This is a genomic window from Exiguobacterium acetylicum DSM 20416 (genome assembly GCF_000702605.1).
GTDB lineage: Bacteria > Bacillota > Bacilli > Exiguobacteriales > Exiguobacteriaceae > Exiguobacterium_A > Exiguobacterium_A acetylicum.
This window is the reverse complement of the sequence record NZ_JNIR01000002.1, coordinates 1-13850: the sequence shown is the minus strand read 5'-3', so window position 1 is coordinate 13850 and position 13850 is coordinate 1. Positions and strand designations below refer to the sequence as shown.

The 13850-nt window shown below is 48.1% G+C and carries 23 protein-coding genes and 4 pseudogenes; 20 read left to right on the top strand and 7 right to left on the bottom strand.

The window, feature by feature from the left end; translation table 11 throughout:
• The 7 genes and pseudogenes from P401_RS0116845 to P401_RS18480 all read right to left on the bottom strand — a co-directional run.
• Positions 1–1442, bottom strand: a 1442-nt coding sequence (locus P401_RS0116845) for a mechanosensitive ion channel (protein ID WP_029343391.1), incomplete at its 3' end; no start/stop codon positions are given.
• 161 nt (positions 1443–1603) lie between these two features.
• Positions 1604–2995 (bottom strand): MBL fold metallo-hydrolase, encoded by a 1392-nt coding sequence (locus P401_RS0116840; protein ID WP_029343390.1) that lies wholly within the window; start codon positions 2993–2995, stop codon positions 1604–1606.
• Between the two features lie 22 nt (positions 2996–3017).
• Positions 3018–3311, bottom strand: coding sequence for a rhodanese-like domain-containing protein (locus P401_RS0116835; protein ID WP_029343302.1), 294 nt, complete (start codon positions 3309–3311; stop codon positions 3018–3020).
• Between the two features lie 130 nt (positions 3312–3441).
• A pseudogene (locus tag P401_RS19030) lies at positions 3442–4431 on the bottom strand (ABC transporter ATP-binding protein).
• A 72-nt stretch (positions 4432–4503) separates the two neighbouring features.
• Positions 4504–5112 (bottom strand): ABC transporter permease, encoded by a 609-nt coding sequence (locus tag P401_RS19025; protein WP_236627153.1) that lies wholly within the window; start codon positions 5110–5112, stop codon positions 4504–4506.
• Positions 5109–5246: a hypothetical protein gene (locus P401_RS19020; RefSeq protein ID WP_236627152.1), complete on the bottom strand. Its 138-nt coding sequence runs from the start codon at positions 5244–5246 to the stop codon at positions 5109–5111. The genes P401_RS19025 and P401_RS19020 overlap by 4 nt, the downstream gene beginning before the upstream one ends.
• A gap of 43 nt (positions 5247–5289) precedes the next feature.
• Positions 5290–6362: pseudogene (locus P401_RS18480) on the bottom strand (ABC transporter ATP-binding protein); the annotation flags it as partial.
• Positions 6363–6498: 136 nt separating this feature from the next.
• Between P401_RS18480 and P401_RS18175 the strand changes: the two are divergent.
• The 20 genes and pseudogenes from P401_RS18175 to P401_RS17910 form a co-directional block, all read left to right on the top strand.
• A pseudogene (locus tag P401_RS18175) lies at positions 6499–7472 on the top strand (ABC transporter ATP-binding protein); the annotation flags it as partial.
• Between the two features lie 55 nt (positions 7473–7527).
• The gene (locus P401_RS19185) at positions 7528–7821 is read left to right on the top strand and encodes a hypothetical protein (protein WP_412767692.1); all 294 of its coding nucleotides are present in this window, start codon (positions 7528–7530) and stop codon (positions 7819–7821) included.
• Positions 7822–7904: 83 nt separating this feature from the next.
• Positions 7905–8027 (top strand): hypothetical protein, encoded by a 123-nt coding sequence (locus tag P401_RS19180; RefSeq protein ID WP_412767691.1) that lies wholly within the window; start codon positions 7905–7907, stop codon positions 8025–8027.
• A gap of 133 nt (positions 8028–8160) precedes the next feature.
• A complete protein-coding gene (locus P401_RS19175) occupies positions 8161–8571 on the top strand; it encodes an ABC transporter transmembrane domain-containing protein (protein WP_412767690.1) in 411 nt (136 codons plus the stop codon).
• Positions 8572–8620: 49 nt separating this feature from the next.
• On the top strand, positions 8621–8731 hold the full coding sequence (locus P401_RS19170) for an ATP-binding cassette domain-containing protein (RefSeq protein WP_412767689.1): 111 nt from the start codon (positions 8621–8623) through the stop codon (positions 8729–8731).
• Positions 8703–8969: a hypothetical protein gene (locus P401_RS19165; protein ID WP_412767688.1), complete on the top strand. Its 267-nt coding sequence runs from the start codon at positions 8703–8705 to the stop codon at positions 8967–8969. Before P401_RS19170 ends, P401_RS19165 begins: the two co-directional genes overlap by 29 nt.
• Positions 8970–9429: 460 nt before the next feature.
• Positions 9430–9564, top strand: coding sequence for a hypothetical protein (locus tag P401_RS19085; RefSeq protein WP_268871263.1), 135 nt, complete (start codon positions 9430–9432; stop codon positions 9562–9564).
• Positions 9528–9674 carry a rhodanese-like domain-containing protein gene (locus P401_RS19015; RefSeq protein WP_236627154.1) on the top strand — a complete coding sequence of 49 codons (147 nt, stop codon included), beginning with the start codon at positions 9528–9530 and terminating at the stop codon, positions 9672–9674. Before P401_RS19085 ends, P401_RS19015 begins: the two co-directional genes overlap by 37 nt.
• 124 nt (positions 9675–9798) lie before the next feature.
• Complete coding sequence (locus tag P401_RS19120; protein WP_328286322.1) at positions 9799–10059, top strand: MBL fold metallo-hydrolase; 261 nt, start codon at positions 9799–9801, stop codon at positions 10057–10059.
• Positions 10060–10078: 19 nt separating this feature from the next.
• Positions 10079–10291, top strand: coding sequence for an MBL fold metallo-hydrolase (locus P401_RS19005; protein ID WP_236627151.1), 213 nt, complete (start codon positions 10079–10081; stop codon positions 10289–10291).
• Positions 10292–10328: 37 nt separating this feature from the next.
• Positions 10329–10472 carry a hypothetical protein gene (locus tag P401_RS19000; protein WP_236627150.1) on the top strand — a complete coding sequence of 48 codons (144 nt, stop codon included), beginning with the start codon at positions 10329–10331 and terminating at the stop codon, positions 10470–10472.
• Positions 10469–10603, top strand: coding sequence for a hypothetical protein (locus P401_RS19080; RefSeq protein ID WP_268871262.1), 135 nt, complete (start codon positions 10469–10471; stop codon positions 10601–10603). Before P401_RS19000 ends, P401_RS19080 begins: the two co-directional genes overlap by 4 nt.
• 29 nt (positions 10604–10632) lie before the next feature.
• Positions 10633–10818 carry a hypothetical protein gene (locus tag P401_RS18995; protein ID WP_236627149.1) on the top strand — a complete coding sequence of 62 codons (186 nt, stop codon included), beginning with the start codon at positions 10633–10635 and terminating at the stop codon, positions 10816–10818.
• Complete coding sequence (locus P401_RS18990; RefSeq protein ID WP_236627148.1) at positions 10799–11122, top strand: rhodanese-like domain-containing protein; 324 nt, start codon at positions 10799–10801, stop codon at positions 11120–11122. The genes P401_RS18995 and P401_RS18990 overlap by 20 nt, the downstream gene beginning before the upstream one ends.
• A 161-nt stretch (positions 11123–11283) precedes the next feature.
• Positions 11284–11571, top strand: coding sequence for a mechanosensitive ion channel family protein (locus P401_RS18985; protein ID WP_236627147.1), 288 nt, complete (start codon positions 11284–11286; stop codon positions 11569–11571).
• A gap of 34 nt (positions 11572–11605) precedes the next feature.
• Positions 11606–11659, top strand: a pseudogene (locus tag P401_RS18980) (hypothetical protein); the annotation flags it as partial.
• A gap of 208 nt (positions 11660–11867) precedes the next feature.
• Positions 11868–12113, top strand: a complete 246-nt coding sequence (locus P401_RS18975; protein WP_236627146.1) for a mechanosensitive ion channel family protein — start codon at positions 11868–11870, stop codon at positions 12111–12113.
• Positions 12110–12319: a mechanosensitive ion channel family protein gene (locus P401_RS18970; RefSeq protein WP_236627145.1), complete on the top strand. Its 210-nt coding sequence runs from the start codon at positions 12110–12112 to the stop codon at positions 12317–12319. The genes P401_RS18975 and P401_RS18970 overlap by 4 nt, the downstream gene beginning before the upstream one ends.
• Before the next feature lie 8 nt (positions 12320–12327).
• Complete coding sequence (locus tag P401_RS18965) at positions 12328–12831, top strand: hypothetical protein (RefSeq protein ID WP_236627144.1); 504 nt, start codon at positions 12328–12330, stop codon at positions 12829–12831.
• Between the two features lie 453 nt (positions 12832–13284).
• Positions 13285–13850 (top strand): amino acid permease (locus tag P401_RS17910; protein ID WP_236627143.1); only part of this gene is annotated, 566 nt, incomplete at its 3' end.

The window sequence follows — 13850 nt, the reverse complement described above, 5'->3', positions numbered from 1 at the left end:
AAAGCAAGTGCAAGTGCCCCTAGGATCAAGATGAAGGCCGAGTTAACGATCGTATCAGCAACACCAAGTTGATCAAGTGCCATGAAGACAGCAAGCGCAAGAATCGCATACTTCGCAACGCTTGAGAGGACTTTCAGTTCAGAGTTGCCGAACAGGCTGTCCATCGTACGTTTGACGAGGTTGCTGACGATGATCCCGATTGCGAGAATGATAATCGCTGTTAAGACGCTCGGTAAGAACGCAAGGACGGCACGACCGAGGTCGACCATGAAGTCAAGACCAATCAAGTTGAAGGCTTCGACGACGAAGAGAACGACGATGACGATCTCAACGAGTGCACCAACGATGGAAGCTGGTGATGTAGAAGCTTGGTTTGCATCCCACGTACCGATTTTCAAGTGACGTGTCAGGTTGTTGAAACCAAGACGTGATAAGAGATCCGTAACGAATTTCTTGATGAAACGTCCGACATAAAGACCGACAAGAATCAGAACGATACCGACGATGATGTTTGGAATCATACCGAGGACATCGTTCAACATGTTGATCGCTGGTCCTGTGATTCCTTTAATATTCAATTGATCAAGTGCTGAAATCGTGATTGGAATCAGAATCAAGATGAAGACGACTGTTCCGAGAATCGACGAAAGTGATTTCGCATCTTTTTGATCCGTTGACCCAAGGTTGAAGCGAGCTGCGAATTTATCTGTTCCAACAGCATGAAGGAAATTCGTCACGATATCGCGGACGATTTTCGCTACGAGGAAGCCGACGAAGAAGATGGCTGCCGCCGCAATCAAGCGTGGAATAAATCCAAGGAATGACGATAACAATTGGCTGAACGGCTGAGAGACACTCTCAATGTTCAACGCATCGAGGACACCCGGTAGGAACAGAAGTAAAACGAGATAGAAGACAATTTCTCCCGCGATTTTCGGGTAAGACGATAAGTCCGTCTGACCTTGAAGCATCTTGTTCGAACGTACTTTATCGTTCGCCATCAGCTTCGTTCCTGCTTTGACAATGATCATACGGAGAACGACCGCGATGACGTACGCCAAGAGAAGGATAAGTGCTGCTTTCAAGATGTTCGGGATTGCCGCGAGTAATGTACTCATCGTATCTGCGAGTGGTCCAGCAATGATGTTCAGATCAAGGATGTTGAAGACCAAGATGAGAACAAACACCATGAGAACCCAAAAGACGACGGTCCCGATGATTTTTTCAGGTGTCCACTTCTTCTTCTTTGGTGGTGTACCTTCTTTTTGAGGTGCCAACTTGTTGACGACCCCAGACTTCTCTAACGCTTTTTGAATTCCGTTCGCAATCAGCTTGGCAATGAGCCAGCCAATCAAAAAGACGATGATCGCTCCAAGCAAGTTGCCGAGTGATCCGAGAATGCCGTTTAAGTTCAACGACGTTCCATTCCAAATGTTATTCATCCTGCCACACTCCTTCACCTAAATAAATTTATATATTTCTGACACTTCTTTAATTTCCCCAGGTAAAGGATTTATTAAACCCGTGTTCGTACCAGAATGTGGCGTTTCTTGTTTTCAATACAAAAAACTGGATGGCATATGCTGCCACCCAGTCCGTCGTATCATGATGTTTGTTGGTTCAAAACCGTGCGCATCGCTGCATATCCACCGTCAATATTAATGACATCCTTGAATCCGAGTGACTGTAATACACTAACCGCCATCCGGGAACGAACGCCAGATGCACAGTGAACAGCAAGCGGTCGATCCGTTGGCAGTTCATCCTGACGCGCTACTAATTTTCCTAAGAGAATGCGTTGTGCTTGATCGTAATGTTGACTGTCCCACTCTGTTTTATTCCGGACGTCGAGGACGTAGACTTCTTCTCGCTCTGCAGCTGCTAGCGCTTCTTCTGCTGCCCAGTCCTCATAACGTTCCGTTAACATCGATCCTGGTACCGCCTGATGATCTGCCCAGTGGGTGACGCGATCGAGTCCAATCGATTGGAGATCTCGTTGAATGGTTTTGCGTTGCTCTGGCGTCGACAGAATCGCGATATCATGGTCAAAATCGAGTAACCAACCAGCCCAAGTGACGAACTTATCATCATAAGGAATATTGATAGTTCCTGGAATATGTCTATCCCGGAACGACTGACCATCTCGCGTATCGACGATCTGCATCGAAGACGTCCACGCTGTTGGATCCTCGTTCGTCACGAGTTCTGGAATTTTAGTCGTCAAGGCGATGCCTTCTTTATTCACGCGTTTCATCATCGCGAAATAGTTCGGTGGTTCTGGTTGATCCGTCGTCAATTCTTTGATGAACGCAGTCTCATCCTCGGCTTGCAATGCCCAGTTCGTAGCTTTTTCATATCCGACCGTCGATGTCGGAACTGCTCCGAGTGCTTTCCCACAAGCACTACCGGCACCATGTCCTGGCCAAACTTGGACAAAATCAGGTAACGCCTTGAAACGTTTTAACGACGCAAACATTTGCTTTGCCCCAACGGCTGTCGTTCCTTTAATACCAGCTGCTTCTTCTAGTAAATCGGGACGTCCGATGTCTCCGACGAAGACGAAATCGCCTGTGAAGATGCCCATCGGTACTTGTTGATTCCGGTCGAATAATAAGAAAGAGATATGTTCTGGCGTATGCCCCGGGGTATGCATGACTTCAAGCGTCACATTTCCTACTTTGAACCGGTCACCGTCTTTAACAAGGACATAGTGAATATCCGAGACGAATTGATATTTCCAGTTGTCGTCTCCTTCATCTGACAGATAAGCCGTCGTGTCGTAACGTTTGGCAAACTCTTGTGTGCCCGAGACGAAGTCCGCGTGAATATGCGTTTCCGCCGTAGCGGTGATCCGGAGCCCTTCTTTTTCTGCGACCTCTAGATACGGTGTAATATTCCGGGCAGGATCGATGACGATCGCTTCTCCTGTCATTTGACACCCGACCATGTATGACGGCTGCGCTAATTTTTCATCATAGAAATATCGTAACAACATTGTGCATACCCCCTCTAGTGTATTAAACGATTGTTCCTTCGTAGCTCATCATACCGCCGCTGACATTCGTCACGTCGAATCCTGCTTGTTCGAGATACATCGCTGCATTCATGCTGCGACCACCAGATAGGCAGATGATATGGACCGGACGTGACGCGTCGAGTTCATCTGTCCGTTCTGTCAATTCGGATAACGGAACGTTTTTAGCTTCAGCGATATGTCCGCTTTCATACTCATCGGTTTCACGAACATCAATCAATTGGATGGCACTTTCGGTTAACACCTGCTGTAATTGTTCTGTCGTCATCTGTTTCATCAAGATTCCTCCTAGTAGATGCCTCTCGGCTGTTAAGTTGTTGAATTCAATATACCCCCTACCGTATATAAGTTCAAGAAAAATGCACACAAAAAAAGCAGCATCGTCTAAAAGACGACACTGCACTAACTTAAACGACTTCCTTTTCAGAGAATTGACTGTTGTACAGATCCGCATAAAAACCATCTGCCTCGAGTAATTCTTCATGTGTGCCCTGCTCGATGACACGCCCTTGATTCATGACGAGAATCAAATCGGCATCCTTGATTGTCGAGAGACGATGGGCAATGACGAAACTTGTCCGTCCTTCCATCAAGCGACGCATCGCTTGCTGGATGAAGACTTCCGTCCGTGTATCCACACTAGAGGTCGCTTCATCGAGAATCATGATCGGCGGATCGGCAAGAACGGCCCGCGCAATCGTCAACAACTGTTTCTGACCTTGCGAGATGTTCGAGGCTTCCTCGTTCAAGACCGTATCATACCCGTCCGGCAACGTCCGGATGAAGTGATCAGCGTGCGCCGTTTTGGCTGCCGCGATGATTTCCTCCTCGGTCGCCCCACTTTTACCATAAGCAAGGTTATCTCGGATCGTACCGTTGAAGAGCCACGTATCTTGCTAAGACCATACCGAACGTCGTCCCGAAGTCTTCGCGTGACATCTCGCGGGTATCGATACCGTCAATCCGGATCGTTCCCCCGTTCAACTCATAAAAGCGCTCAATAGATTGATCATCGTCGTCTTACCGGCACCCGTCGGACCAACGATTGCGACCGTTTGTCCCGGTGCGACATCGATGTTCATATCCTCGATCAAGAGGTCGGTTCCGTAACCAAAATCAACGTGTTCGAACGCAACCGCTCCTTCAGCCCGCGTGAGACGATGTGTCGTCACTTCCTTGATCTCTTCTTCTTCGTCCAATAATTCGAAGACACGTTCTGCTGCTGCGACGTCGATTGGACGATGTTCGCGATGTTCGCCGTCTGAGTGATCGGTTGCGTGAACTGGCGTGTATAGGTGATGAATGCTTGGATATCCCCGATCGAGATCGCCCGTTGCGTGACAAGAATCCCACCGACGATACTGATCAGAACGTAAACTGATATTCCCGATGAACATCATCATCGGCATGATGATCCCGGAGATGAACTGCGCTTTACGCCCTGCTTCATACAATTCTTCGTTGACGCATCAAAATTGCTCGACCGCTTTGCGTTCATGTCCGAATGCCTTGACGACCGAGTGTCCGGTATACATTTCTTCGACGTGTCCGTTCAATTGTCCAAGCGTCCGTTGTTGGTCGGCAAAGTATTTTTGGGATCGTTTCAAAATCGACGAATTCGCAAAAATTGAAACGGGTAACGAAACGAGTGAAATCAGTGTTAACAATGGACTGATCGTCAACATCATGATCAAAATCCCGACGATTGTCACGATCGAGTGATGAACGATGTCACACTTTGTTGTAACGTACTGCCGATCGTATCGATATCGTTCGTCACGCGGCTGAGTGTCTCCCCGTTCGGACGACCATCGTAGTATTTTAACGGCAGGCGTTCGGAGTTTATGATTGACGTCCTCGCGTAAATCATAGACCGTTTTTGAGCGTATACCCGACATCAAATACTGTTGCAAGTAATTAAACAGACTACTGATGATATACAGTCCAGCGAGCCAGAGCAGGATCTGTCCGATTTTCGTGAAATCGATCGCCGCTCCCGGCACACCTTGGAACTTCGGCATATGCCCTTCAAACAATTCCGTGATTGCCGTCCCCATGATTTTCGGACCGGCAATCATGAGACCGTACTGAGGATGGCTGCAAGGAAAACACCAACGAGTGCCGTCCGACGCGGACGCAGATACCGAAGCAAACGACGAACGTTGCTTTGAAATCCTTTGGTTTTTCTCCGAGCATCATCATATTTCCGCACCGGACCACCAGGCGGAGGACCGCCGGCAGGTCGTTTTTCTCACTCATGCGATTTCCTCCTCTGATAGTTGTGACTTCACGATTTCCTGATAGACGGCATTGTCAGCAAACAATTCATCGTGTGTCCCGATTCCGGCGACTTCCCTTCATCCAGGACGATGATTTGATCGGCATCAATGACCGTGCTGACACGCTGAGCAACGATCAAGACGGTCGCTTCGCGCGTTTCTTCTCGTAAGGCTTTTCGAAGTGCGGCATCAGTTTTAAAGTCGAGCGCTGAAAAACTATCATCAAAGACATATAGATCCGGTCGACGAACCGAGGGCCCGCGCAATCGACAACCGTTGTTTTGTCCACCAGAGACGTTCGATCCACCTTGTTCGATCCGCGCGTCGTAACCGTCCGGCATCCGTTCAATGAAATCGGTCGCTTGTGCGATTTGTGCCGCATGTGCGACTTCTTCGTCTGTCGCATCCTCTTTCCCGAAGCGAATGTTTTCGGCGATCGTACCTGTGAACAGTAACGCCTTTTGGGAACGAAGCCGATTTTCGACCGCAATTCCTCTTGCGGTACATCCTGGCTATCGACGCCATTGACGCGGATACTACCTTCCGTCACGTCATAAAAACGAGGAATCAAATTAACGAGCGTGATTTACCGGAACCCGTTCCCCCGATCACAGCTGTTACTTCACCTGGTCGTGCCGCAAAGCTGATATCGGATAAGACGGGTGTCTCAGCTCCTGGGTAACGGAACGTGACACAATCAAAGATGAGCGTTCCTTTTTCACGATCGGCGGTTTGTGTGCCCTCATCAATCATCGTCGGAGTCATCTCGAGGACTTCATTAATCCGTTTCGCCGAGACGGCTGCCCGCGGAATCATAACGAACATGACCGACGCCATGACGAGAGCGAACATGATTTGCATGACGTACTGGATGAACGCCATCAAGTCCCCAATCTGCATACCACCATTGTCGATCCGAATTCCCCCGAACCAAATGACACCGACGACCGTCAAGTCATGACGAGCATCATGACCGGCATCAAGAACGCCATGATTTTATTGACCTTGATCGAGACTTCTGTTAAATCCGCGTTCGCTTTCGTTAATCGACCTGTTCATCGCGTTCCCGTTAAAGCACGGTACATGAAAATCCGGTCAGGTTTTCCCAGGACGAGGTTCAGGACGGTCGATCGTTTTTGACCTTCCCAAACAACGGCCCCCTTTCCACAATCATGCTCGATGCCATTTCGCAACTTGACGGTCGGGTCATTTGGTTCGGGGAATCACGACAATGGTGGTATGCAGATTGGGGACTTGATGGCGTTCATCCAGTACGTCATGCAAATCATGTTCGCTCTCGTCATGGCGTCGGTCATGTTCGTTATGATTCCGCGGCAGCCGTCTCGGCGAAACGGATTAATGAAGTCCTCGAGATGACTCCGACGATGATTGATGAGGGCAACAAACCGCCGATCGTGAAAAAGGAACGCTCATCTTTGATTGTGTCACGTTCCGTTACCCAGGAGCTGAGACACCCGTCTTATCCGATATCAGCTTTGCGGCACACCAGGTGAAGTAACAGCTGTGATCGGGGGAAACGGGTTCCGGTAAATCAACGCTCGTTATTTGATTCCTCGTTTTATGACGTGACGGAAGGTAGTATCCGCGTCAATGGCGTCGATAGCCAGGATGTACCGCAAGAGGAATTGCGTCGAAAATCGGCTTCGTTCCCCAAAAGGCGTTACTGTTCACAGGTACGATCGCCGAAAACATTCGCTCGGGAAAGAGGATGCGACAGACGAAGAAGTCGCACATGCGGCACAAATCGCACAAGCGACCGATTTCATTGAACGGATGCGGACGGTTACGACGCGCGGATCGAACAAGGTGGATCGAACGTCTCTGGTGGACAAAACAACGGTTGTCGATTGCCGCGGCCCTCGTTCGTCGACCGGATCTATATGTCTTTTGATGATAGTTTTTCAGCGCTCGACTTTAAAACTGATGCCGCACTTCGAAAAAGCCTTACGAGAAGAAACGCGCGAAGCGACCGTCTTGATCGTTGCTCAGCGTGTCAGCACGGTCATTGATGCCGATCAATCATCGTCCTGGATGAAGGAAAGTCGCCGGAATCGGGACACACGATAATGTTTGCTGACAATGCCGTCTATCAGGAAATCGTGAAGTCACAACTATCAGAGAGGAAATCGCATGAGTGAGAAAAAACGACCTGCCGCGGTCCTCCGCCTGTGTCCCGGTGGCGAAATATGATGATTGCTCGGAGAAAAACCAAAGGATTTCAAAGCACGTTCCGTCTTTGCTTCGGTATCTGCGTCCGCGTCGGACGGCACTCGTTGGGTTTTCCTTGCAGCCATCCTCAGTACGGTCTTCATGATTGCCGGTCCGAAATCATGGGGGGACGGCAATCACGAATTGTTTGAAGGGGCATATGCGAAGTTCCAAGTGTCCGGGAGCGGCGATCGATTTCACGAAAATCGGACAGATCCTGCTCTGGCTCGCTGGACTGTATATCACAGTAGTCTGTTAATTACTTGCAACAGTATTTGATGTCGGGTATCGCTCAAAAAACGTCTATGATTTACGCGAGGACGTCAATCATAAACTCGAACGCCTGCCGTTAAAATACTACGATGGTCGTGCCGAACGGGGAGACACTCAGCCGCGTGACGAACGATATCGATACGATCGGCAGTACGTTACAACAAAGTGTGACATCGTTCATCACCTCGATCGTGACAATCGTCGGATTTTGATCATGATGTTGACGATCAGGTCCATTGTTAACACTGATTTCACTCGTTTCGTTACCCGTTTCAATTTTGCGATTCGTCCGATTTTGAAACGATCCAAAAAATACTTTGCCGACCAACAACGGACGCTTGGACAATGAACGGACACGTCGAAGAAATGTATACCGGACACTCGGTCGTCAAGGCATTCGGACATGAACGCAAAGCGGTCGAGCAATTTGATGCCGTCAACGAAGAATTGTATGAAGCAGGCGTAAAGCGCAGGTTCATCTCCGGGATCATCATGCCGATGATGATGTTCATCGGGAATATCAGTTACGTTCTGATCAGTATCGTCGTGGGATTCTTGTCACGCAACGGCGATCTCGATCGGGGATATCCAAGCATTCATCACCTATACACGCCAGTTCACGCAACCGATCACTCAGACGCGAACATCGCGAACATCGTCCAATCGACCGTCGCAGGCAGCAGAACGTGTCTTCGAATTATTGGACGAAGAAGAAGAGATCAAGGAAGTGACGACACATCGTCTCACGCGGGCTGAAGGAGCGGTTGCGTTCGAACACGTTTGATTTTGGTTACGAACCGACCTCTTGATCGAGGATATGAACATCGATGTCGCACCGGGACAAACGGTCGCAATCGTTGGTCCGACGGGTGCCGGTAAGACGACGGATGATCAATCTATTGATGCGCTTTTATGAGTTGAACGGGGGAACGATCCGGATTGACGGTATCGAACCCGCGAGATGTCACGCGAAGACTTACGGACGACTTCGGGTATGGTCTTACAAGAATACGTGGCTCTTCAACGGTACGATCCGAGATAACCTTGCTTATGGTAAAAGTGGGGCGACCGAGGAGGAAATCATCGCGGCAGCCAAAACGGCGCACGCTGATCACTTCATCCGGACGTTGCCGGACGGTATGATACGGTCTTGAACGAGGAAGCCTCGAACATCTCGCAAGGTCAGAAACAGTGTTGACGATGCGGCGGGCCGTCTTGCCGATCCGCCGATCATGAATTCTCGATGAAGCGACCTCTAGTGTGGATACACGGACGGAAGCTTCATCCAGCAAGCGATGCGTCGCTGATGAAGGACGACAAGTTTCGTCATTGCCCATCGTCTCTCGACAATCAAGGATGCCGATTTGATTCTCGTCATGAATCAAGGCGTGTCATCGAGCAGGGCACACATGAAAGAATTACTCGAGGCAGATGGTTTTATGCGGATCTGTACAACATCAATTCTCTGAAAGGAAGTCGTTAAGTTAGTGCGTGTCGTCTTTTAGACGATGCTGCTTTTTTGTGTGCATTTTCTTGAACTTATATATACGGTAGGGGGGTATATTTGAATTCAACAACTTAACAGCCGAGAGGCATCTACTAGGAGGAATCTTGATGAAACAGATGACGACAGAACAATTACAGCAGGTGTTAACCGAAAGTGCCATCCAATTATTGATGTTCGTGAAACCGATGAGTATGAAAGCGGACATATCGCTGAAGCTAAAAACGTTCCGTTATCCGAATTGACAGAACGGACAGATGAACTCGACGCGTCACGTCCGGTCCATATCATCTGCCTATCTGGTGGTCGCAGCATGAATGCAGCGATGTATCTCGAACAAGCAGATTCGACGTGACGAATGTCAGCGGCGGTATGATGAGCTACGAAGGAACAATCGTTTAATACACTAGAGGGGTATGCACAATGTTGTTACGATATTTCTATGATGAAAAATTAGCGCAGGCGTCATACATGGTCGGGTGCAAATGACAGGAGAAGCGATCGTCATCGATCCTGCCCGGAATATTACACCGTATCTAGAGGTCGCAGAAAAAGAAGGGCTCCGGATCACCGCTACGGCGGAAACGCATATTCACGCGGACTTCGTCTCGGGCACACAAGAGTTTGCCAAACGTACGACACGACGGCTTATCTGTCAGATGAAGAGACGACAACTGGAAATATCAATTCGTCTCGGATATTCACTATGTCCTTGTAAAGACGGTGACCGTTCAAAGTAGGAAATGTGACGCTTGAATCATGCATACCCCGGGGCATACGCCAGAACATATCTCTTTCTTATTATTCGACCCGAATCAACAAGTACCGATGGGCATCTTCACAGGCGATTTCGTCTTCGTCGGAGACATCGGACGTCCCGATTTACTAGAAGAAGCAGCTGGTATTAAAGAACGACAGCCGTTGGGCAAAGCAAATGTTTGCGTCGTTAAAACGTTTCAAGGCGTTACCTGATTTGTCCAAGTTTGGCCAGGACATGGTCCGGTAGTGCTTGTGGGAAAGCACTCGGAGCAGTTCCGACATCGACGTCGGATATGAAAAAGCTACGAACTGGGCATTGCAAGCCGAGGATGAGACTGCGTTCATCAAAGAATTGACGACGGATCAACCAGAACCACCGAACTATTCGCGATGATGAAACGCGTGAATAAAGAAGGCATCGCCTTGACGACTAAAATTCCAGAACTCGTGACGAACGAGGATCCAACAGCGTGGACGTCTTCGATGCAGATCGTCGATACGCGAGATGTCAGTCGTTCCGGATAGACATATTCCAGGAACTATCAATATTCCTTATGATGATAAGTTCGTCACTTGGGCTGGTTGGTTACTCGATTTTGAACCATGATATCGCGATTCTGTCGACGCCAGAGCAACGCAAAACCATTCAACGAGATCTCCAATCGATTGGACTCGATCGCGTCACCCCACTGGGCAGATCATCAGGCGGTACCAGGATCGATGTTAACGGAACGTTATGAGGACTGGGCAGCAGAAGAAGCGCTAGCAGCTGCAGAGCGAGAAGAAGTCTACGTCCTCGACGTCCGGAATAAAACAGAGTGGGACAGTCAACATTACGATCAAGCACAACGCATTCTCTTAGGAAAATTAGTAGCGCGTCAGGATGAACTGCCAACGGATCGACCGCTTGCTGTTCACTGTGCATCTGGCGTTCGTTCCCGGATGGCGGTTAGTGTATTACAGTCACTCGGATTCAAGGATGTCATTAATATTGACGGTGGATATGCAGCGATGCGCACGGTTTTGAACCAACAAACATCATGATACGACGGACTGGGTGGCAGCATATGCCATCCAGTTTTTTGTATTGAAAACAAGAAACGCCACATTCTGGTACGAACACGGGTTTAATAAATCCTTTACCTGGGGAAATTAAAGAAGTGTCAGAAATATATAAATTTATTTAGGTGAAGGAGTGTGGCAGGATGAATAACATTTGGAATGGAACGTCGTTGAACTTAAACGGCATTCTCGGATCACTCGGCAACTTGCTTGGAGCGATCATCGTCTTTTTGATTGGCTGGCTCATTGCCAAGCTGATTGCGAAACGGAATTCAAAAAGCGTTAGAGAAGTCTGGGGTCGTCAACAAGTGGCACCTCAAAAAGAAGTACACCACCAAAGAAGAAGAAGTGGACACCTGAAAAAATCATCGGGACCGTCGTCTTTTGGGTTCTCATGGTGTTTGTTCTCATCTTGTCTTCAACATCCTTGATCTGAACATCATTGCTGGACCACTCGCAGATACGATGAGTACATTACTCGCGGCAATCCCGAACATCTTGAAAGCAGCACTTATCCTTCTCTTGGCGTACGTCATCGCGGTCGTTCTCCGTATGATCATGTCAAAGGCAGGAACGAAGCTGATGGCGAACGATAAAGTACGTTCGAACAAGATGCTTCAAGGTCAGACGGACTTATCGTCTTACCCGAAAATCGCGGGAGAAATTGTCTTCTATCTCGTTTTACTTCTGTTCCTACCGGGTGTCCTCGATGCGTTGAACATTGAGAGTGTCTCTCCAGCCGTTCAGCCAATTGTTATCGTCATTCCTTGGATTTATTCCACGCTTGATTGCGGCGGCAGCCATCTTCTTCGTCGGCTTCCTCGTAGCGAAAATCGTCCGCGATATCGTGACGAATTTCCTTCATGCTGTTGGAACAGATAAATTCGCAGCTCGCTTCAACCTTGGGTCAACGGATCAAAAAGATGCGAAATCACTTTCGTCGATTCTCGGAACACAGTCGTCTTCATCTTGATTCTGATTCCAATCACGATTTCAGCACTTGATCAATTGAATATTAAAGGAATCACAGGACCAGCGATCAACATGTTGAACGATGTCCTCGGTATGATTCCAAACATCATCGTCGGTATCGTTCTGATTCTTGTCGGTCTTTATGTCGGACGTTTCATCAAGAAATTCGTTACGGATCTCTTATCACGTCTTGGTTCAACAACCTGACACGTCACTTGAAAATCGGTACGTGGGATGCAAACCAAGCTTCTACATCACCAGCTTCCATCGTTGGTGCACTCGTTGAGATCGTCATCGTCGTTCTCTTCGTCGTCGAAGCCTTCAACTTGATTGGTCTTGACTTCATGGTCGACCTCGGTCGTGCCGTCCTTGCGTTCTTACCGAGCGTCTTAACAGCGATTTATCATTCTCGCAATCGGATCATCGTCAGCAACCTCGTCAAACGTACGATGGACAGCCTGTTCGGCAACTCTGAACTGAAAGTCCTCTCAAGCGTTGCGAAGTATGCGATTCTTGCGCTTGCTGTCTTCATGGCACTTGATCAACTTGGTGTTGCTGATACGATCGTTAACTCGGCCTTCATCTTGATCCTAGGGGCACTTGCACTTGCTTTCGGTCTTGCCTTTGGTCTTGGGGACGTGATAATGCATCGCGTTACCTCGATCGTCTACAGAAGAAAGCAGAAAATACGGAAGTCGACACATCGAACCTCCAAGTAAGTCAGCATCAACTTCATCATCACCGAACTTAAAAGATGCAGCAAAAGGTGCAGCTTCACAAGCAGCTGATGATGTCACACCAGACCGTACACCGCGTTCAGCTCGTTCATCTTCAACAGATGAGACAACACATGGTACACCAAAAGGTGCATTACCAGAAAATGATTTAGCACAACAAGATGATTACCCGATCGATCCAGACGATCATAAAGTCCTAACCTCGATCATCCAAAACGATCGCCCATAATGTAATGATAAAAAACCTTTCCTTTGTTCTGAAGGAAAGGTTTTTACGTTTATGCATCAAAGCGTTATTGCATTTACAAAAGTGGTTTGACCACTTTGTGAAAAAAATACAAAAAAAAGACTTATCGACTGACATCGTTTGTTATGATTAGAAAGTCAATCACTCAATGATTTGAATTATTCAGAAAAAATAGAAAAGTTCGGAGGATGAAACATGAGTTTGCTTCGCAAGAAAGATGTCAGTGTCATGATGGACATAAACAACATTCAAAACTGGCACGACATTTATCAGGGTTTGATCTTATTTTACTTGGAATCGGTGCCATCATCGGAACCGGAATTTTCGTTCTGACAGGAACGGGCGCTCTTTACGCAGGACCTGCTTTACCGATCTCATTCATTATTTCTGCCGTTGTCTGTGCATTAGCAGCCCTCTGTTATGCCGAATTTTCGTCGATGATTCCTGTCTCAGGTAGTGTATATACGTATACATATGCTACGATTGGCGAAGTCATTGCCTGGATCATCGGCTGGTGTCTCATTTTGGAATACGGACTTGCTTCGAGTGCCGTTGCAACCGGTTGGTCAGGGTACTTCCAGTCACTTTTAGCGGGCTTTGGATTACATTTGCCAACAGCTTTGACAGCTGCTCCAGGTGCTGTACCAGGAAGCGAGACGTTCTTCAACTTACCGGCGTTCTTGATTCTGATGATCATCACGCTCTTGCTTTCACTCGGTATTAAAGAAACAAAACGCGTCAATAACATCATGGT